14 protein-coding genes are annotated in these 18617 nt (G+C 69.1%); 2 read left to right on the top strand and 12 right to left on the bottom strand.

All coding sequences use genetic code 11. The features are described 5' to 3' along the window. Positions 1-226: 226 nt before the first annotated feature. From AC1DVI_RS15745 to AC1DVI_RS15690, 12 genes are all read right to left on the bottom strand, one after another. Positions 227-916, bottom strand: a complete 690-nt coding sequence (locus tag AC1DVI_RS15745; protein WP_476958752.1) for a hypothetical protein — start codon at positions 914-916, stop codon at positions 227-229. 58 nt (positions 917-974) lie between these two features. Then, positions 975-2162, bottom strand: coding sequence for a polysaccharide pyruvyl transferase family protein (locus tag AC1DVI_RS15740; RefSeq protein ID WP_476958751.1), 1188 nt, complete (start codon positions 2160-2162; stop codon positions 975-977). A 63-nt stretch (positions 2163-2225) separates the two neighbouring features. Next, positions 2226-3251, bottom strand: a complete 1026-nt coding sequence (locus tag AC1DVI_RS15735; protein ID WP_476958750.1) for a hypothetical protein — start codon at positions 3249-3251, stop codon at positions 2226-2228. Between the two features lie 269 nt (positions 3252-3520). After that, positions 3521-4834 (bottom strand): glycosyltransferase family 4 protein, encoded by a 1314-nt coding sequence (locus tag AC1DVI_RS15730; RefSeq protein WP_119508187.1) that lies wholly within the window; start codon positions 4832-4834, stop codon positions 3521-3523. Between the two features lie 40 nt (positions 4835-4874). Continuing rightward, entirely contained in the window at positions 4875-7049 is a 2175-nt protein-coding gene (locus AC1DVI_RS15725) for a hypothetical protein (protein ID WP_476958749.1), read from the bottom strand. After that, complete coding sequence (locus AC1DVI_RS15720) at positions 7046-8347, bottom strand: glycosyltransferase family 4 protein (RefSeq protein WP_476958748.1); 1302 nt, start codon at positions 8345-8347, stop codon at positions 7046-7048. Before AC1DVI_RS15720 ends, AC1DVI_RS15725 begins: the two co-directional genes overlap by 4 nt. Further along, a complete protein-coding gene (locus AC1DVI_RS15715; protein WP_476958747.1) occupies positions 8344-9171 on the bottom strand; it encodes a class I SAM-dependent methyltransferase in 828 nt (275 codons plus the stop codon). The genes AC1DVI_RS15720 and AC1DVI_RS15715 overlap by 4 nt, the downstream gene beginning before the upstream one ends. A 4-nt stretch (positions 9172-9175) precedes the next feature. Beyond that, positions 9176-11527, bottom strand: coding sequence for a glycosyltransferase family 2 protein (locus AC1DVI_RS15710; protein ID WP_476958746.1), 2352 nt, complete (start codon positions 11525-11527; stop codon positions 9176-9178). Between the two features lie 74 nt (positions 11528-11601). Next, positions 11602-12423, bottom strand: coding sequence for a calcium-binding protein (locus AC1DVI_RS15705; protein ID WP_476958745.1), 822 nt, complete (start codon positions 12421-12423; stop codon positions 11602-11604). 721 nt (positions 12424-13144) lie between these two features. Continuing rightward, the gene (locus tag AC1DVI_RS15700) at positions 13145-13360 is read right to left on the bottom strand and encodes a hypothetical protein (RefSeq protein WP_145624157.1); all 216 of its coding nucleotides are present in this window, start codon (positions 13358-13360) and stop codon (positions 13145-13147) included. A 71-nt stretch (positions 13361-13431) separates the two neighbouring features. Continuing rightward, positions 13432-14805: an HlyD family type I secretion periplasmic adaptor subunit gene (locus tag AC1DVI_RS15695; protein ID WP_476958744.1), complete on the bottom strand. Its 1374-nt coding sequence runs from the start codon at positions 14803-14805 to the stop codon at positions 13432-13434. Beyond that, entirely contained in the window at positions 14802-16523 is a 1722-nt protein-coding gene (locus AC1DVI_RS15690) for a type I secretion system permease/ATPase (RefSeq protein WP_476958743.1), read from the bottom strand. Before AC1DVI_RS15690 ends, AC1DVI_RS15695 begins: the two co-directional genes overlap by 4 nt. A gap of 501 nt (positions 16524-17024) precedes the next feature. On the opposite strand from AC1DVI_RS15690, the gene galE reads away from it, so the two are divergent. Both galE and AC1DVI_RS15680 read left to right on the top strand, forming a co-directional pair. Then, positions 17025-18044, top strand: coding sequence for a UDP-glucose 4-epimerase GalE (gene galE / locus AC1DVI_RS15685; protein WP_476958742.1), 1020 nt, complete (start codon positions 17025-17027; stop codon positions 18042-18044). Positions 18045-18058: 14 nt separating this feature from the next. After that, complete coding sequence (locus tag AC1DVI_RS15680; RefSeq protein ID WP_476958741.1) at positions 18059-18595, top strand: MarR family winged helix-turn-helix transcriptional regulator; 537 nt, start codon at positions 18059-18061, stop codon at positions 18593-18595. Positions 18596-18617: the final 22 nt, after the last annotated feature.

The following is an 18617-nucleotide window of genomic DNA, read 5'->3' as shown; positions in this document are numbered from 1 at the left end:
GACCCTGTCGGTTCGGAATGCGATTCGTTTCAGGGACGTCCTGAACGCCGCATCGCGGCCCGCATGATCCCGGCGGGACGCGCGTCATGCAGGGCGGCACGCGGAGCAGCGGCGCGCCTACCACCCGCGCACGGAAAAGCCACCGCCGGTGTCGGCGGCGGCTGAAGCGCCTGGGAACGATGAAGCGGAGTCTTGGAACAGGAGCCGGGAGGGCGGCGGGCCGTCGTTATCCGAAGATCGCCAGCCCGATCACCGTCGCGGCGAAGGCCCCCACGGCCGAGGCCAGGGCGGCGATGATGGTGGGGGCGTGCGACTTGGCCGACTTCACCTTCAGCGCGTCGTCGAAACCGCGCAGCGTCGTGTCCATCCGGACCAGGAACACCTCCAGCCCGGCCACCCGCTCCTGCAGGCTGTGCAGCGCGTCCGACAGGGCGGCCTGCTGGGCCGCCGCGGCTCCGGCTCCGGCCTGACCGGCGGCGATGCGGTCCTGCGTCTCGCGCAGCAGCCGGGCGATGCCCTGCTGGCCGGCGGCGATCTGCTGATGGTCGCGGCGGGCGGCGTCCAGCCCGGCGCCGATGCGCACCAGATGCGGAGCGAGCGTGCGCTCCAGCAGCTTTTCCTCGGCGCTCGGCTGGGCGAAGGTAGCGATGGTGCCGGTGCTCGGGGCGGCGACCACGGCGACGACGCGCGTGGGGTCGAGCCCGGCCGGAATTTCAAGGTCGGCCTCGAAGGCGTGGTGCCCGTCGCCGAAGTTGCCGCCCACCAGATCCTCGCGCGGGCGGTCGGCCAGCGCGCGCCCCAGAACCGTGCTGCGCCCGTCCGGCAACTCGGCGCGGAACTCCACCGTCAAGCGGTCGGTGGGGTAGGAGCGGTCCCAGGCCCAGCCGTAGATCCGTCCGGCCTGGACGGCGTCCACCCGCCCCCCCCCCCCCCCCCCCCCCCCCCCCCCCCCCCCCTCTTTGCGGCAACCGCCGTCAGGCCGCCTTGCGCTGCGGGGTTTTGCGCGCGGTCGGGCTGGGCATGCGGTGCGGGATGTAGTTCTCGTCCAGGAACTCCCGCATGTCGCGGTAGCGCTGGTAGAAGGTGCGGTTGAACTTCTCGAACAGGCTCTGGTCCCAGTATTCCTCCAGGACGAAGGGCTTGTCGGAATAGACGTCGTAGCAGGGGATCGCGAAGGTCTCCGCGAACTCCGCCGTGCGGCTGTCGTAGCTGAAATAGACCGACGGCGTGCCGTTCGACAGCGCCATCAGGTTGCCGTGCAGGCGGTAGCCCAGCACGAGGTCCTTCGAGCGCACGATGTTCTCATAGTCGGCGACGACGTCCGAGTACCACAGGCGCGAGCGGTACAGTTCGTCCAGCTCTTCGTCGAAGTACCAGTTCTTCAGCCAGTTGTTGTTGTGCAGTTCGTCCCAGGCCTCGGCCTTCTGCTCGTCGGTGCCCCAGAGCAGCTTCTTCTCCTCGACCTCGCCCTGCATCATCAGGACGGTGTCGAAGCGGCGGCTCATGTCCTTGACGAAGTCGCGATGGCGGGTGAGGTAGGTCTTCACGTCCGGCGAATAGTGGCTGGACACCTCGCGGCGCATGGTGATGCCGACGTTGCGCACGCTGTCCAGGGAGGGCAGGTCTATGCGCAGCTCCGGATCGCGGTTGCGGAAGGCGGTCGGGCAGCCGACGATGCGGACGTTCTTGATGCCGAGGTCCCACAGCACTTCGGCGGTGTAGGTGCCGCGCACGCCCAGCGTCGTCGACTTGTCGGCGAACATCTGCCAGATGCGCTTGCTCTCGTCCGACAGCGTCAGCTTGCCGGTGGCCGGGGCCTGGGCGCCGACGCCGAAGGCGATGACCGGGATGCGCAGCTTGGACAGCACCTGCTCGGTGCCCTCCGGCCAGGTCATGTGGTCGTGGATGTAGTTCGACCCGCGCAGGAACACGTAATCGTATTCGGCGTTGGCCCGGTCCACCACCTCCTGCTTGAACTCGCGGATCTCGACGACGTCGAGACGGTCGAAGGTCAGCAGCTTCAGCGAGGAATCATAGACGAAGGCGTCGCCGATGTTGTGGTAATGATTGATGCTACGCTGAATGTTCTGGTAGCTGTACCACCGCACGCAGTCATGGTCGTAGACTTCGCCGGAGGGAATCATGACTAGGATGTTAGCCAATTTAATTCTCCTGGGGTCGGGGTGGTGGAAGGTTGCGGGGTTTGGGTTTTGTCTTGATGAATTTTAGCCGCTTTGGGACGGTTCGACCCGGATCATTATTCGGACCAGATCGCGGTCCCTGGTCGGCTTGCAGTTTTTCTGGGCAAGCCGGGTCAGGTAGAGCCAGGCGTTTCCATCCGTGTCCTCGAAATTCCGGCTTCTGGCGTCCGGATCGAGAATGGCCGGGTAGTAGAAGGTCTCGTCCACGGCGCAAGTCTTGTCGGTGAGCAGGGGCGCTGCCCAGGCGAGGCGGGGCGCGGACCAGCCGATCAGGTCGGCGGAGGTCGACACCCACACGCCGGACACCGGCTCCGCCCCTTTGCGCTCCGCGCGTCGCCCGGCCATCACCGCGACGTAGAGGCCGCTCGGCGTGTGGCGGACGAGGCTGGTGACGGTGAAGGGCAGGCGGTCGGGCGGCAGCGGCGCGCAGACCGACGCCTCGGGGTCGGCCTCGCCCTGGGTGTAGGGATCGCGGAAACGGACGGTGAAGTCCCGCCCGTCCCACGCCCGCCAGGAGGCCGGATCGGCGAGGTCGCGGGTGCGCATCAGGCAGACGCCACGCTTCTGCACGCCGATGCCCTCGGCGAAGGCCATCGCGTAGTACCAGCCGTCGCGCTCGACGATGTTGCTCGGCGCGAACAGTCCGGCGCGCTTCCCCAGATCGCCGCGGAAGCGGTAGGGCACCCCGGCGATGTAGCGCGCCGGTCCGAAGCTCTGCCCGCCATCGTGCGAGACGGTGAGGGTCAGCGCGTTCCACCAGCAGGCCATATAGTCGCCGGTCGGGCAGAGGTCGCGGCGCTTGTGGCCGTGATACTCGTTGTGGACCAGCCCGTAGACGGTCGTGCCATCCAGCGTGTAGGGCGAGGTCAGCCAGCCCATGTCGTCGAAGCGCGCCGGGTCGTCGCGCTTGGCCGACTGGAAGACGATGCGGCAGGCGTGGTGCAGTTCGTTCAGCGATGGGCCGCTGAGGAGGCGTGCGCGGGTGTGCGCGGCGAGCAGCCGGACGCTGCCGTCCGCCGCCTTCCAGGCGCGCGCCGGGGCGTCCGGCACGTCCCAGTCCTCACAGGCCTGGGTGCGGTGGTCGTAGACGGTCTCCAGCGCAGCACCCGTAGGGACGCTGACGCGGAGGTCCGCGGCGTGCGAGGGGGGGGCGAGGAGGAGGGTGGCGAGGAGGACGTATTGCCCCCACCCTCCCCACTTCGTGGGTCCCCTCCCTCCCCCGCTGCGCAGGGGAGGGCTTTGACGCACACGCTGCGGAGTTCCCTCCCCTGCGAAGCGGGGGAGGGTTAGGGTGGGGGCCCGTCTGCCGAACATCCCCATCACGGCTTCTGCGCCACCGCCCGCTCGGGCATCGACACGGCACCACCACCCACATTCGCGATCAGCGCGTCGAACACGTCGGCGTGGCGGCGGGCGCATTCCGCGCGGTCGATGGGGCGGCGGATGCGCATGCGCAGACGGTCCCACAGGTCCGGCGTGGTCAGCGCCTCGGTCAGGCGGTCCACCAGATCCTCGACGCTGGCGTTGCGGAAATGCAGGCCGTCCACGCCATGGGTGACCTTCTCGCCCATGCCGCCGATGTTGCTGGAGATGATCGGGCGGCCGTGCAGGAAGGCTTCCTGGATCACCACCGGCGAGTTTTCCCACCAGATGGACGGCATCACCACCCAGTCCACGTCCTTCATCAGGCCGGGCAACTCGGCGGAGCGGTAGCTGCCGTAGAAGCGCACGCGGTCGCCCGCGCGCTCCACCGCTTCGTTGAACTTCTTCTGGTAGGCCTCGGGCTGGCGCTCCAGGTTGCCGCCGAAGATCATCAGCGCGCCGTCCTCGCCCCACGCCTTCTCGGAGACCCGCCCGATCGCCTCGACCAGCACATGGGCGCCCTTGAACTCGGTCAGCTGGCCGAAGAAGGCGAAGCGGTTGCGCTTGCCGCCGCGGGCCAGCGGGCGGGGCGGGGCGATGCCCTCGACGGTCAGGCCGTTCTCGATCATGCGGAACTTCTCGCGGGGCAGCCCCCAGTCGACGTAGCGGTCGATCAGGAAGTTCGACGGGCTGACGTAGAAGTCCGCCTGCTCCAGGAAGGTCTTCAGGAACAGCTCCCGCTTGAAGAACTGCGCCTCGCCGATGTGCGGGAAGCAGCCGGCGCAGTCGGCCGGGCTGGCGCGGTAGCACAGCGTGTTGCGGCTGGTCTTCACCATCTGGCCGTGGTGGTGGCAGATGGACAGGTACTCGTGGAAGGTCACCACGATCGGCACGCGCGGCAGCGCCTGCCGGATCGCCTGGATCGTCTCGATGCCCAGACCCAGGAAATGGTGGAAGTTCACCACGTCCGGCTGGAGGTCGCGGACGTAGCGGACGAAGTCCTTCTCCAGCCCCGGCAGGTTGCGGTTCGACAGCCGGAAATGGTCGTAGTCGTTGGCGTGGTAGAGGACCTCCCGCTCCTTCTGGCGCAGCGCCATCAGGGCGGAGCTGCCGTGCGGCGTGACCGGCGGGGAGGTGCGGGCCAGGTAATGGCTCTCCCAGCCGGGCAGGTCGTGCAGCCCCTGGTGCAGGTTGTAGGAGGCCACCTCCGCGCCGCCCAGCGAGAAGGCGGGATGGCCGTGGCTGATGATCAGGACGCGCTTGTTGCTCATGGTCGGGCCGATCTCGAAAGGACTTGCGGGGCGTGCGGGGTCAGGCGGCGGCGCGGGCGGACCAGATGTCCTCGAAGCTCCAGCGGTCCACCATGGCGCCGGCGCGGCGCCAGCGGTCGGCGTGCGCGTCGCGCGGCTGCTCGTCCAACGCCACCAGAGTGACGCGGGGCAGCCAGACGCAGGCCCCGCCCAGCGCGCGCAGGCGCAGGCAGAGGTCCAGCCCCTTGTGGTCGGCCCCCATGTAGGAACCCATCGTCGCCAACGCCCGGACCAGCGCGTCCTTGGGCAGCAGGGCGCATTCCGGGGCGGCGGCGTCCACCGTCGCCGCGTCCTGCTCCTTCAGCCAATCGCGCGGGTAGCCGGCGAAGCGCCGCTCGAAGGTCTTGGAGCCGTCCGAACCCTCCACCGCCATGATGCCGGCGAAGCGGATCGAATGGTCCTCGTAGAGCAGCGTCGGGCTGACCATCACCGGCCCGCCGGACTTGCGCGACACCCGCTCCAGCGCCGCCAGCCAGCCCTTTTCGGTCGGCAGGACGGAGGGGGAAAGCGTCAGCACCCGGTCGCCGCGGGCGTGGGGCAGGGCGGCGGCCATCGCCTCGAAGGCGTCGGTGGCGTCGGGGGCGGCGACGAAGGTGACGGCCATGCGGTAGAAGGCGGCGGCCTGGCGGACCGCACCGCCCAGCCGCTCGTGCGTGCCGGCGGCGGCGACCACCAGCAGCTCGGTTTCCGCGAAGTCCGGGTCGATGGCGAGGCGGGCGATGTTGAGGTCCACGTCCTCCCGCGCGTCGGTCACCGGCAGGATCACCGAGACGCGCGGCGCCTTCACCGGACGGCCCATCGGGTGCACGCCCGCCGACAGCGCGGCACCGGAGCGGGCGCGGGCGGTGCGCAGCATCGGGCCGACATGGCGGGCGATCAGCGTGTCGATGGACGGGCTGTCCAGATTGACCAGCGACAGCATGCGGCGCAGCGCTTCCGGAGCCGGCGGCAGGCAGCTCAGCGGCAGGAAGGCGCAGCGCTCGTCGGCCAGTTCCAGCTCCAGATGGAACTCGGCGCCCGGAGGCAGGCCCGACGGTTCGGCGGCGAAGGCGGTGAAGCCGTGCTGGTCCTGGCCGGGAATCATGCGCCCGGCGAACAGGCCGTCATGCTGGAAGGCCTCCGTCACGTCGCGGCGGGCGAGCCGCGACCAGCCCTCGTCGAGCCGGACGGCGACGCCCGGCCCCTTCAGCGTGACGGCGCGGACCTGCCGCGTCGGGTCGAGCAGCCAGCCGGCGACGAACAGCCCGGCCCCCGGCACGCGCAGCGCCATGTCCAGCCCGGTCCGCACCGGAATGTCGAGCCGCGACACCGTTTCCGCCCCGTCGTAGCGCGACGCGGCGATGCGGGTCATCCGCTGGCGCGTCTCGGCGTCCTGGATGTTGCCCAGCATGTCGCGCACATGGGCGGAGGCCACGCCGTCGGGCAGGATGGTGCGGTGCTCGAAGATTTCCAGATGGCGCCAGCCCTCGGCGGCGCGGTAATGGATGCGGCGGATGGCGGTGGGAAGCGGGGTCTCGTCGGTCAGCACCGCCATCACGCCTGACGCCTCCGGCGGCAGGTCCGGGCGGGCGAAGGACCCGGCGGTGGCGCGGTAGGCGGCGGTTTCCTCCGCCTCGATCAGGATCTTCTGGGCACCGCTGCGGAAGCTGCGCGCCCAGCCCTGGAGCATCAGGCTGCCGTCCCGGAAGCGCCCGAACACCTCGGCGAAGCCGTCCGGCTGCGACACCTCCTGGGCGAGGCCCGAGAGCAGGCGCCCGATGCGGTCAGACTCGTTCTCCACCCCGTCCTTGGAAGAGGCGGCGAGCTGGATCGCGAAATCCAGCGCCACGGCCAGCGCGCCGGGCTGGAAGCCCTTCAGCGCCGAGACGAGGTGCGACGGGTTGGTGCGGACGTTGGACAGGCGCGGCAGGACGAGGCGTTCCCCCTTCTCGTCCGCCAGCTCGACGCGCGACGGGCGCATCTGGGCCAGCCCCGGCACGCGGATGCCGCCGAGGAACCAGCGCTCGCCCTCGGCGTCGGCCCAGGAGCGTCCGGCGTAGCGGCCCTCCACCGACCCGTCGAGATGCACGGCGCCCTGCGCGGGCAGCGCCCGGTCGATGGCGCCGAACAGGACGAGCGTGTCGTCGTCAAGTAGAATGGCCGCCGTGATGTCGGCCTTGGTGATCGGTTCCCTCATCCCGCGATGCTCCCCGCAATCGAACCCTGCCCATGCGTTCCCCCCGGACCGTTCATTATGTCGTCATAGAGAATGACGTGTTTTTCGGCGGACTCCTCGGTCGTCGGGACCGCCGGCATGTTGGAGACGAGCCGGTCCCACAGCCCCGGCTCGGTCATCGCGCGCGTCATCACGCGCGCCAGATCCGCGGCGTCCCCCGCCCGGAAATGCAGCCCGTCCACCCCGTCGGTCACCGATTCCGCCATGCCGCCGATGCCGCTGCAGATGACCGGGCGGCGGTGCTGGAAGGCTTCGCGGATGACCAGCGGGGCGTTCTCCCACCAGATCGACGGCATCACCACCCAGTCGGCGGCGGCCATCAGTTCGGGCATCTCCTCGCGCCGGTAGGGGCCGTGGTGGACGGCGGTGCCGCGGGCGCCCTTGAAGCCCTGCTCGACCTTGTCCTTGAAGGCATCGGTCTGGAACGGCGCGCCGCCATGGACGGCCAGCGTCAGGTCCTGCCCCTGCTTCTCCAGCCGGGCGGCGGCGTCCAGCGCGACGGTGATCCCCTTGAAGGGATTCAGGTTGCCGAAATAGGCGAAGGCGTTGCGCGGCGCGCCCGAAGGCAGCGGCCGGTGCGGCGCCGGACGGACCGCCGGGCGCCCGTTCTCCATGACGGAAATGCTGTCCGGGTCGATGCCCCAGGCGATGTAGCGGTCGCGCAGGAAGGCGCTGGGCGCCAGGAAATGGTCGACCAGCCCGAACATCGCCTTGATGTGCTTCTCGCGCAGCACGAACTGGTCGGCGGGCCGGTCGGGGAAGCAGCGGTGGCAGGCGTCGGGCGAGGCCATGCGGCACAGCGCGTGGCTTCCCGTCGTCACCATCTGCCCGTCGTTGGCGCAGATCGGGTAGTAGTCGTGCAGCGTGTAGACGATGCGCGCCCGCGGGCAGACGCGGCGGATCAGGAACAGCATCTCCACACCCAGCAGCAGCGTGTGGTGGATGTGCACGATGTCCGGCTGGAAGGCGCGCAGCAGGTTCGACAGGTCGGGCACGATGCCGTGCAGGTCGATCTGGCTCTGGAAGAAGTGATCGAAATGCCCGGCCCACAGCACCACCTCGTCGGCGCTGCGGCCCAGCGTTTGGAGGTTGGTGCCGGGCTTGCGGTCGCGGTGGACGCCATTGGTGCAGGCGAGGAACAGGGCCTCGGCGCCCTTGGCCTTCAGGCTGCCGAACAGCTCGTGCGCGAAGATTTCCGTGCCGCCGGGATGCAGGCTGGGGTGGTTGTGGGCGACGACGAGGATGCGGGGCAGGCTCATCGCGCGCCCTCCTTTTCCAGGACCAGGAGATCCTGGAAGTTCTCGGCGTTGCGCTGCCCGCTCCAATGGCCCCGCAGGACCGCGCGCGCCGGGCGCAGCCCGTGCGCCGCGAAGGTGTCGAGCAGGAAGGACTCGCCGTAGGCGACGGCGGCGTTCGGGTTGGCCTCGTCGGCGATGAACTCCGGCCCGGCGGCGTCGAGGAAGGCCGGACGGGCGGTCTTCCTGGCGATGCCGTCCCGCGCGCGGGCGTCCACCAAGAACAGGCTGAGGAAGCAGCGCCCGCCCGGCTTCAGCACGCGGGCGATTTCCGCCGCGTAGCGCACCGTCTCCGCCGTCCGCAGATGGGTGATGACCGAGGTCAGGATCACGAAATCGTGCCCGCCGTCCGGGAAGGGCAGGCGGGTCTGCGCCGCGTCCTCCGCCCCGCCGGGGTTGTAGAGGGCGTTCGCCACGTCGAGCGTCCGGAAGCGGAACTCCGGGTAGGCCGGGGTGATCGTCTCCGCGCACCAGCGGATGCCGTCCTCGACGATGTCCACGCCGTCGTAGCTGGAATCGAGGTACTGGGTCAGCGGCACGGCCATGCGCCCGATGCCGCAGCCGATCTCCAGCACGCGGTGCTTCGGCTTCAGCCCGCCGACGCGCACGAAGTGGCGCAGGAACTCCGCCCCGATGGCCCGGAAATCACCGTCGCCGATGAACACGCGGTCCGGCGGTGGCACGGGCAGGAAGCGGTTGCGGGCGATCTGCGCGCACAGCCATTCCAGCCGCGGGTCGGTGTTGCGGCGCAGGACGGCGAGGCGGCGCCCGGTGAGGATCTCATTCATCAGGTCAGCTCCGGTTCCGGTTGGCGCGCCCGAACAGGCGGGACTTGCCCGGAACGGCAACGGGAAGGGCGGTGTCCGTGAGGACGCCCGCCGACAGGGGGCGCATCAGGCTGTCCTCCAGCGCGGGCGGCGGCGTCCGCTGGTCCCAGTCGCGGGCGGCCAGCTCTTCCATCATCGCGCCCCAGCGGCGGGCGTGGAGCCAGCCGTTGTATTCGGAGGCGACGCCGCGGGTGTAGCCCTGGTGCCGGCTGATCGAGCGGCGCTCCAGATGGTACAGCTCGACCGAGGGGACGTAGCGGATGTCCAGCCCCGCCTTGCGGATGCGCAGGCAGAGGTCGGAGTCCTCGTAATCGCCGATGACGTAGTCCTCGGAGAAGCCGCCCACGGCGTCGAAGGTCTCGCGGGTCATCATCAGGCAGGCGCCGGTCACGCCGGGCACGCTGCGCTCCCGCCGGGCGGGCAGGAAGTCGCGCGGCAGGCCCTTGAAGAAGTGATGGTTGTACCAGCGCCCGCGGACGTCGCGGTCGAAATACAGGCCGGCGTGCTGCAGGCTGTCGTCGTCGAACAGCAGCTTCGGTCCGACCGCCCCGGTCCCCGGCGCGCGCTCCAGCGCGGCGAGCAGGACGGGCAGCCAGCCGGGCTGGTCGGGGATCACGTCGGAATTCAGGAACAGCAGGGTCCGCCCGGTGGAGGCCGCGACACCGGCGTTGTTGGCCGCCGAGTAGCCGTAATTGGCCGGCTGCACCAGCACCCGCATCGGCAGGCCGTAGAGCGCGTGGAAGCCGTGGAGCATGTGCACCAGCTCGTCGCGCTGCTCCGGGCTGTCGAGCACGAAGATCAGCTCCGCCCCGGCCATGCCGGGATCGGTGGCGAAGCTGGAGAGCTGGAAGCGCAGGAACTCCAGCGCCTTGTAGAGCGGGATGACGACGGAGACGGCGGGCGTCTCCGGACCGTGCCCGAAGCTGACGGTTTCCGGTTCGCCGCGGCTCGCCATGTGGGCGGCGTGGAGCGGCGCCACGGCCGGGGCGATCACGGTTTCCAGAACCAGCGGAGTCGCGTGCTGCGGCGGCAGGCTGCCCAGCACCGCGGCGCGGGCGTCGGCGGGCGACAGCGGGCGCAGCGGCGGCACCAGACGGATCGACCCGCCGGAGCCGAGGCGAAGCTCCGCATGGACCTGAAGCGCCGCGGCGGGCTCGGGCGCGCCGGGCAGATAGGCGACGAAGCCGCTGCGGTCGGTGGACGGGGCGGTGCCGAACAGCTTCGCCACGTCCTCGCGCGGGAAGCGGTGCTCCAGCACCTCCAGCCGGCGCTCGCCGCCGAAGGGCGTGTGCACGGTGAGGCCGCCGGACAGGCCGTGCGGATCGTGCACCCAGCCGGCCAGGAACAGCCCGCCGTCGCCGGTCGGAACGGCGAGGTCGAGGGCGGCGCCGATCGAGCGCTTGGCGTCGGCGACCTGCCGCTTGGGCAGCGGTGCGAGCACCTGAAGCTCGCGCACCGCCGCCGCCGCCGTGGCGTCCGACCGCCCACGCCGGGCGAGCGCGTTCAGAATGTACTGGCGCAGCTCCAGCGGCGTGTCGCGGCGGGTGGACAGCCGCTCGGTCAGGCTCGGCAGGTTGGGCGCCACGGCCGAGAAGGCGCGGCAGGCCAGCCCGTTGCGCCCCAGCACCACCAGCAGGTTGCCCGGCGCGCACAGCGCCTTGTCGACCAGCAGCGACATGGCCGTGCGCCCGCGCCGGTCCAGAGCGGAGCCGACGCAGACGTCGAAGGGGGAGGGGCCGACGGCGCCGGGGGTGATGATGACCGCCCCCGTCACCTCGCCGAAGCCTGACGACAGCGAACCGCCGCAGAGCAGAAGCTCGTCGGTGGCCAGGGCGCGGGCGACGAGCGGAGAGGGGGTGGGCGACAGCTCCAGCACCATGCGGCGGCAGACCGTGGCGAAGCCGGCGTCGCTGCGCAGCGCCGGGGTGGAGCGCGCGAAATCGAAGAGGAAACGGACCACGCGCAGCCGCGACGGCGCGTCGAGGCTGCCGAGCAGGAAAGCGGGGTCGGGATCGGGAACCTGCGGTTCGGCCAGGACCTCCGCGACGACGCGGCCCTGGGCGACGAAACGGACGGGCGCACCGGAGATCCGGGGCGCCCGCAGGATCGACAGCACCCGCTGCCCACCCCAGCTCGTCCGGACGGACAAGGTGGTGTAGGGGGGCCGGACCTCCTCGCCGTCGAGGGTGGGAACGACCCGGCCGGAGGGCTCCGGTCCGTCGCTCTCCCACGAGGCGAGCACGAAGTCGTCGCCGAGCGCATGGAGCTGGGCGGACGCGATGGAGGCGGAGGCCGGCAGGACGGCGAGCACGGTCATGCGTTCCTTAGCCGGACCCATCGGCGGCGTGGAGTCAGCACGCCGCCGGTCCGGTACCTGAGTGGGTTACGGCTTTAGTGAATGACGAAGAAGTCGTTCGGGTTGTTGTGAACTTCGTCGGCCGAAACGCCCTTCAGCATGATGCTGTCGCCGTTGCCGAGATCGATCATGGCGTTGCCGCCCATGTCGGTGACGCGGGCCGCCAGATCGGAGGCGTCGTTGATCTCCAGACCGTTGATGTTGCGCTCGATCTGCAGGACGTCCTCGCCCGCGCGGAAGTCGAGAACGACGTCCTGGCCGCCGCCGCCGGAGAAGACGAAGATGTCGTTGCCGGCGCCGCCGACGAGGATGTCGTTGCCGGCACCGCCGTCCAGAATGTCGTTGCCGTCGCCGCCGGACAGGAAGTCGTCGCCCTCGCCACCCTTCAGGATGTCGTCGCCGGTGCCGCCCTGCAGGATATCGTTGCCGGCGCCACCGTCCAGGTAATCGTTGTGGCCGCCGCCCATCAGGACGTCGTCGCCGTTGCCGCCCTTCAGAATGTCGGCGCCGTCGCCGCCGTTCAGGACATCGTCACCGTTGCCGCCGTCGAGGATGTCGTTGCCGCGGCCGCCGATCAGCATGTCGTCGCCGTTGCCGCCGGACAGGTAATCGTCGCCGTCCCCGCCATCCAGCGTGTCGTTGCCGTTGGCGCCGTCGAGGACGTCGGCCCCGCTGCCGCCGCTCAGGACGTCGTCGCCGTTCCCGCCGAACAGGGCATCGCGCCCCTCTCCGCCCAGGACCGTGTCGGCGCCGTTGCCACCCATCAGGATGTCGTCACCGTTGCCGCCGTCGATGAAGTCGCTGCCGTTGGAGCCGGTGATGATGTCGTCATAGTTGCCGCCAGGAAGGGTGGCCATGAATCATACTCCTTAACGATGGGATTCGGTGGGGTGGGTGATTTCCTACCCCGAAATGGCGAGGTACCCCCAAGCCTTTACCCAAATACCGTTCGGGAGGGCTGTGACAAAACTAAGGTCAAACCCAGGCAAATCTTGAGTTCATAGAGTCAAAACACAATAATCATCAACGTTCATTACGTCATTGCTGTCACCTTGGCTTCAAAGCCCTTCGAAAATCTAAACATCTAATTTTGTACGTCGCGGTAGATCGGCGTTTTTACGGCCTCTTTCAAAGACGAAGACTCATAATTAACAAAAGAAACGAGATTGTTCGCCCGCAATACTTTTAAAGACGCCAGGAGGGTGTTTTTGTCGAAATTCGACGAAATGCCTTGAAACGAACCGTAAGTCCTATGCGTTTGGCTTAGGATTATGTCGTTGATCATTGTGCGCCGGAGATGCTGCCGATGCTGCATCGCGTTCAAAACCCCGGCTTCTTAAAAATCCGGCGAGGAGGACAAGCGATTTTAAAAGCCGGAATTTGAAAGCGGTGGCTGAGCGGTGCGGTCCGTTTGGGAGCGCGCGGCATTCGAGCAGCGCTCCACCGGACGACCCGAACGGGCATTGCCCGAAGCCCGAACCGTTCCGGCGACGCACCGATGTCGGGCCGAACGCCGCCGGACGGCTGTGAGCGACGCCCCCGAGGGGACGAAAATTTTTATCTTGCGCCTTTGTCGGATCAGGCTTTTCCGGCTTCCGCGGCGTCCAGCGCGACCCGCGCCAGCTGCATCAGCTTGTCGTCGACCGCCGCCCGGTCATAGCCGGGGCTGTCGGCCAGCGAATCGCGCAGGCGCATGGCGATGAACTCGCCGGTGTGGTGCTTGTCGTAGAGATGGACGTCGCCGATGGCGTCGGCGACGCGCTTCAGGGTGTTCCGGTCCCATTGGGTGGTCATGCTCGCACGCTCCTTTTCCTGCCTGCTGGGCAACGGGGGAGCGTGCGAAATGATCCGGTGCGGCGGCGAGGTCAGTTCTCGCGGAAGGCGCGGTTCATGCCGTCGGTCAAGGGGCTCAGGAAATACTCGATGGCCTTGCGGGTGTGCCCGTGGATCATCACCTCGGTCGGCATGCCCGGATGCAGGTCGACGTTCGGCAAGGCCTTCAGCGCCGCGGCGTCGAGGCTGATCCGGGCGAGGAAATAGGCCTGCCCGGTGCGCTCGTCCTCGAGCTGGTCGGCGGAGAGGGTGAGGACCTTCCCCTGCACCGGAGGAACCAGCCGCTGGCGGTAGCCGACCAGCCGCACCATGGCGCTGCCGCCCACGTCGATGTTCTGCACGTCGGCGGGGGCGACGCGGGCCTCGACGATCAGCCCGTCGTCCTGCGGGACGATGTCGAGGATGCCCTGGCCGGCCGGTATGACGCCGCCCGTCGTGTAGAAGCGCAGGTTGGTGACCCGGCCCGCCTGGGGGGCGACCAGCTCCTGGCGCTTCAGCACGTCTCCGGCGCTGCGCAGCCGCTCCGACAGGTCCGACACGGTGGCCTGGATGGTCTGAAGCTCGTTCCCGACCTCCGACCGGCGGGTGTTGCCGAGGTTGATGATCTCCAGCTCCGCCCCGGCGATGCCCTGCTCGGCCTTTGACTTGTCGGCCTGGATCTCGCCCAGCCGGCCCCTGGTGTCGGCGACGTTGCGCTGAAGCTCCAGCATGCGCGGCTTGCGCTCGTAGCCCTTGGCGAGAAGCGTCTCGACGATCCGCAGCTCCTCCTGGGTGTAGCGCAGCCGGTCGTTGGCGGCGACGCGCTGCGACTCCAGCGCCACCAGCTCGTCGCGGAGCTGCCCGATGCGCTTGCGCTGGATGGAGATCTGCCCCTGGTAGGCGTCGCGCCGCGATTCGAAGAGGCGCTGTTCGGCGGCCAGGGCCTCGGCGGCGACGGAGTTGGTCTTGGCGGCGGCCACCAGCTCGTCGGCGTAGACCGGGGCCTTCGCGTCGGTCTGCTCGGCGCGCAGCCGGGCCAGCCGGGCCAGCGAGGTCCAGTATTGCCCGTGAAGCTGGGCGACCACCGCGCCGCTCTGCGTGGTGTCGAGCCGCAGCAGGGCCTGCCCGGCCTCCACCAGATCGCCGTCCTTGACCAGCAGTTCGCTGAGGATGCCGCCCTCCAGGTGGGAGACGGTCTTGCGGTGGCTTTCCACCATGATGGTGCCGGGCGCGATGGCCGCGCTGTCCAGGCTGGCGGTGAAGGCCCAGCCGAAGAAGCCGCCGAAGCCGACGGCGACGGCCAGCGCCCCCGCCAGCGCGGTGCCGCGCAGCGTCGGTTCGTGCGGCGTCACGTCGATGACCGGCGTCCAAGCGGGGGTGAGGGAGGCTGGCGTGTTCGCGGGCTGGGAAAGCGTCGTGTCGGTCATGCGGATTCTCCCGTCCGGACCAGCCGGGCCACCTTCACGGCACCGCCGGGCTGGACCATCTTCAGCACGTCGGTGCGTTCACCGAAATGTTCGACCATGCCGTCCTTGAGGACGAGCAGCTTGTCGGCGACCGACACGATGGAGGGGCGGTGGGCGACCATCACGATGGTCGCACCGTCGCGCCGCGCGTGGTTGATCGCGGTCAGCAGCGCCTGTTCGCCCTCGTGGTCGAGGTTGGAGTTCGGTTCGTCCAGCACGATCAGGCGGGGCTTGCCGAACAGCGCGCGGGCCAGCGCGATGCGCTGCCGCTGCCCGCCGGACAGGGCGAAGGCGTTCTCGCCGACCGGCGTGTCGTAGCCGAAGGGCAGACGGCCGATCATGTCGTGGACGCCGGCCAGCCGGGCGGCCCGCACGATCTCCGCCGGGTCGGCCTGGGCCATGCGGGAGATGTTCTCGCCGATGGTGCCGTCGAGCAGCGCCACCGACTGCGGGACGTAGCCGACATACTGGCCGAAGCTCTCGCGCTCCCACAGGAAGGTGCTGGTGCCGTCCAGATAGATGCCGCCGGCGGTGGGCTCCCAGATGCCGACCAGCAAGCGGGCGAGGGTCGATTTGCCGGCCCCCGACGGGCCGATGATCCCCAACACCTCCCCCGGCTCGAGCGCGAAGGAGACGCCGCGCAGCACCGGGCGTTGCAGGCCCTTCGGCACATGGCTGACGCGGTCGACGGACAGCCGGCCATCGGGGCGGGGCAGCGGCATGGTGCTGCGCCGCGCGCCCTCGCCGTTCAGAAGCTCGCGGATGCGCTTGTGGGCGGTCTGGGCGACGATCCACTGCCGCCAGTTCTCCACCAGATGCTCGAAGGGCTGGAGCAGGCGGGCCATGATGATGCCGGTGGCGATCATGCTGCCCGGTGACGCCTCGTTCCGGATGACCAGGGCGGCGCCCGCGGAGATGGTGGCGATCTGCAGGATCAGCCGCAGCGAGCGGGAGGCCGAGGCCATGCCGCGCGACAGCACCACGCCGCGGTCGATCAGCGAGGCGGAGCCGATCTGCGCCATCTGCCAGCGCCGGGCCAGCGGCGGCAGCATGCCCATGGCCTCGATGGCCTCGGCGTGGCGGACGGTGCTGGCGACGTCGGCGAAGACCTTGGCCGACGCCTCGTTCGCCTCGGCGATGGGGCGGCGGGTCAGCGCGTCGGTCAGCGCGTTCATGGTCAGCAGCAGCAGCGCCGACCCCACCGCGATCCAGCCGTAGATCGGGTGCAGGATGAACAGGATGACCAGGAAGATCGGCGTCCACAGCAGGTCCAGAGGCACCACCACGGCGTTGCTGGTCATGAAGTTGCGCAGGTCGTTCAGGTCGCGCATCGTCTGGCCGGCGTTGCGCGTCCCGCCGCCCAGCGCGTCCACGATGGCCGCCTGCAGCGCCGGCACGTTGAAGCGGTGCGCGATGACCGCCCCGCAGACCAGGAAGGCGCGCGCCCGGATGAAGTCCAGAACGCCGTACAGCACCAGCCCGCCCACGGAGATCACCGCGAGCATGGTCAACGTCTCCAGGCTGCGGCTGCTCATCACGCGGTCGTAGACCTGCATCGTGTAGAGCGGCACCACCAGCATCAGGATGTTGACGAAGAAGGTGAGGGCGCCGGCCAGCAGCAGGCCGCGTCCGATCTTCCGGTAGGCTTGGGTCAGCAGGGTCCGATCCGTACCGCTCATGCCGATTCCTTTTCTTGCGTCCCGCGTTCCGGCCGCGTTCCGGAGTCCCGCGTTCTCAGGTTTGGGGGCGGGCCATGAAGCCGGTCATGCAAAGGGTTTCATGGTTAACGAAATGTTGAGATGCGGCTGCGTCGCATGAACTCCTTTTGAGACGAAGTCCGGACAAAGGCCGCCCATTGCGGGAAGACTGGTCCCGCGCCATTTCCGCTTACGTCCGACGCTGCGCTGCGGCGTGTGACAACTTTTAGCCCTTACCCCGTCCGACAACGATCGAAAGGGGTATTTGCAGCGCTGTAAAATGTTGTTCCAAAACATTTTTCCGATCACACGCCGAGCCTTGCACGGTGCCCATGTCTCTTTTTCGTCAACTGGCCTTCCGTCTGAATTGACGGCATGGTGCATCGCGGAACTCTTGCACTTGCCACCGGGGGATGTACGATCCTTTGATGCCGGCGGGTGCCTGGACTGACGAATATTTCTCAAATCCAAGGAATATTTACGATGAACACGCCCCAGACCGTACTCGTGACCGGCGGTGCCGGCTATGTCGGCAGTCACTGCGTGGCCGAACTGCTCGACCGCGGCTTCCGGGTCGTCGTGCTCGACAACCTGCGCCAGGGCCACCGCGCCGCCGTGCCGTCCGACGCCGCCTTCGTGGAGGCCGACCTTGCCGACATGGACGCGCTGACCCGCGTCTTCGCCGAATGGCGCTTCGACGCGGTGTTCCATTTCGCCGCCCTGTCGCTGGTCGGCGAGTCGATGCGCGACCCGCATCTCTATCTGCACGGCAACACCGTCAACTCGCTGAACCTGATCCGCGCGGCGACCACGGCCGGCGTGCGCAAGATGGTCTTTTCCTCGACCGCCAACCTGTTCGGCACGCCGGAGCGCCAGCCGATCGACGAGGACACCACCATCGACCCCGGCAGCCCCTACGGCGAATCCAAGTTCTTCATCGAGCGCGCTCTGCACTGGGCGGACCGCTGCCACGGCCTGCGCTCCGCCTGCCTGCGCTACTTCAACGCCGCGGGCGCGCATCCGAACGGGATCATCGGCGAGGATCATCACCCGGAAACCCATCTGATCCCGCTGGTGCTCGACGCGGCCAGCGGCCGGCGCTCGCACATCGAGATTTTTGGCGACGACTACCCGACGCCGGACGGCACCTGCGTGCGCGACTACATCCATGTCTGCGACCTCGCCGACGCGCATCTGCGGGTGTTGCCGGCGCTGGAGACGCGCAGCGTCCGCTTCAACCTGGGCAACGGCACGGGCTACAGCGTCCGCGAGGTGATCGAGGCGACGGAGCGGGTCACCGGTCTGACGGTGCCGGTGACGATCGGGCCACGCCGCGCCGGCGATCCGGCGGTGCTGATCGCCTCGTCGGAGCGCATCCGGGGCGAACTGGGCTGGACCCCGCGCTTCCCCGATCTGGACAGCATCATCGGCAGCGCGTGGGAATGGCGCCGCCGCCATCCGGGCGGCTACCGCGGCCCGGCCGTGGCGCAGGCCGCCGAGTGACGGAGAGACGAGGGATGAGCACGCAGCGCCGGGCGGGCGCCGAATCCAAGCCGGCCGAAGCCAAACCGGACGCCATCGATGCGGCGGAACTGGCCGAGTATCACGGGCTCGCCCGGCTGATCGAGCGGATGCACCGCCGATTCCTCGACGTCGTGCGGGCTGGCCTGTTGCGGCAGGGGATCGATGACATCGGGCCGGTTCAGGCGCTGATGGTCATGCTGATCGGCGACGACGAGCCGTCGGTCCGCGACCTGATGGAGCGCGGCTATTATCTTGGGTCCAACGCCTCCTACAGCCTGAAGATCCTGGTGGAGGCCGGCTACATCGACCGCGGCGCCAGCCAGCGCGACCGCCGCACGGCCCGCCTGCGCCTGACCGACAAGGGACGGACGCTGCGCGATGAGCTGTTCACGCTGGAGCAGGTGCAGGCCACGGCGCTGGTCCGCAACGAGGCGGAGGCGGCCGACCTGAAGGCCGCCTACCGCACGCTGCGCCGGCTCGACCGCATCTGGGGCGACATGGTCCGTTACGCCGGCCAAGGCCTCGATTGAGAGACTCGACTGAACCGCCTCA

The organism is Azospirillum sp. P4_B5 (assembly GCF_056402275.1).
This window is presented reverse-complemented; position numbering and strand designations above follow the sequence as displayed.

Coding starts and splice junctions, on each gene's coding strand:
- AC1DVI_RS15695 (WP_476958744.1), bottom strand. CDS start 14,805: ATGACCGACACGACGCTTTCCCAGCCCGCGAACACGCCAGCCTCCCTC.
- AC1DVI_RS15680 (WP_476958741.1), top strand. CDS start 18,059: ATGAGCACGCAGCGCCGGGCGGGCGCCGAATCCAAGCCGGCCGAAGCC.
- AC1DVI_RS15720 (WP_476958748.1), bottom strand. CDS start 8,347: ATGAGCCTGCCCCGCATCCTCGTCGTCGCCCACAACCACCCCAGCCTG.
- AC1DVI_RS15730 (WP_119508187.1), bottom strand. CDS start 4,834: ATGAGCAACAAGCGCGTCCTGATCATCAGCCACGGCCATCCCGCCTTC.
- AC1DVI_RS15700 (WP_145624157.1), bottom strand. CDS start 13,360: ATGACCACCCAATGGGACCGGAACACCCTGAAGCGCGTCGCCGACGCC.
- AC1DVI_RS15690 (WP_476958743.1), bottom strand. CDS start 16,523: ATGAGCGGTACGGATCGGACCCTGCTGACCCAAGCCTACCGGAAGATC.
- galE (WP_476958742.1), top strand. CDS start 17,025: ATGAACACGCCCCAGACCGTACTCGTGACCGGCGGTGCCGGCTATGTC.
- AC1DVI_RS15715 (WP_476958747.1), bottom strand. CDS start 9,171: ATGAATGAGATCCTCACCGGGCGCCGCCTCGCCGTCCTGCGCCGCAAC.
- AC1DVI_RS15705 (WP_476958745.1), bottom strand. CDS start 12,423: ATGGCCACCCTTCCTGGCGGCAACTATGACGACATCATCACCGGCTCC.
- AC1DVI_RS15710 (WP_476958746.1), bottom strand. CDS start 11,527: ATGACCGTGCTCGCCGTCCTGCCGGCCTCCGCCTCCATCGCGTCCGCC.
- AC1DVI_RS15725 (WP_476958749.1), bottom strand. CDS start 7,049: ATGAGGGAACCGATCACCAAGGCCGACATCACGGCGGCCATTCTACTT.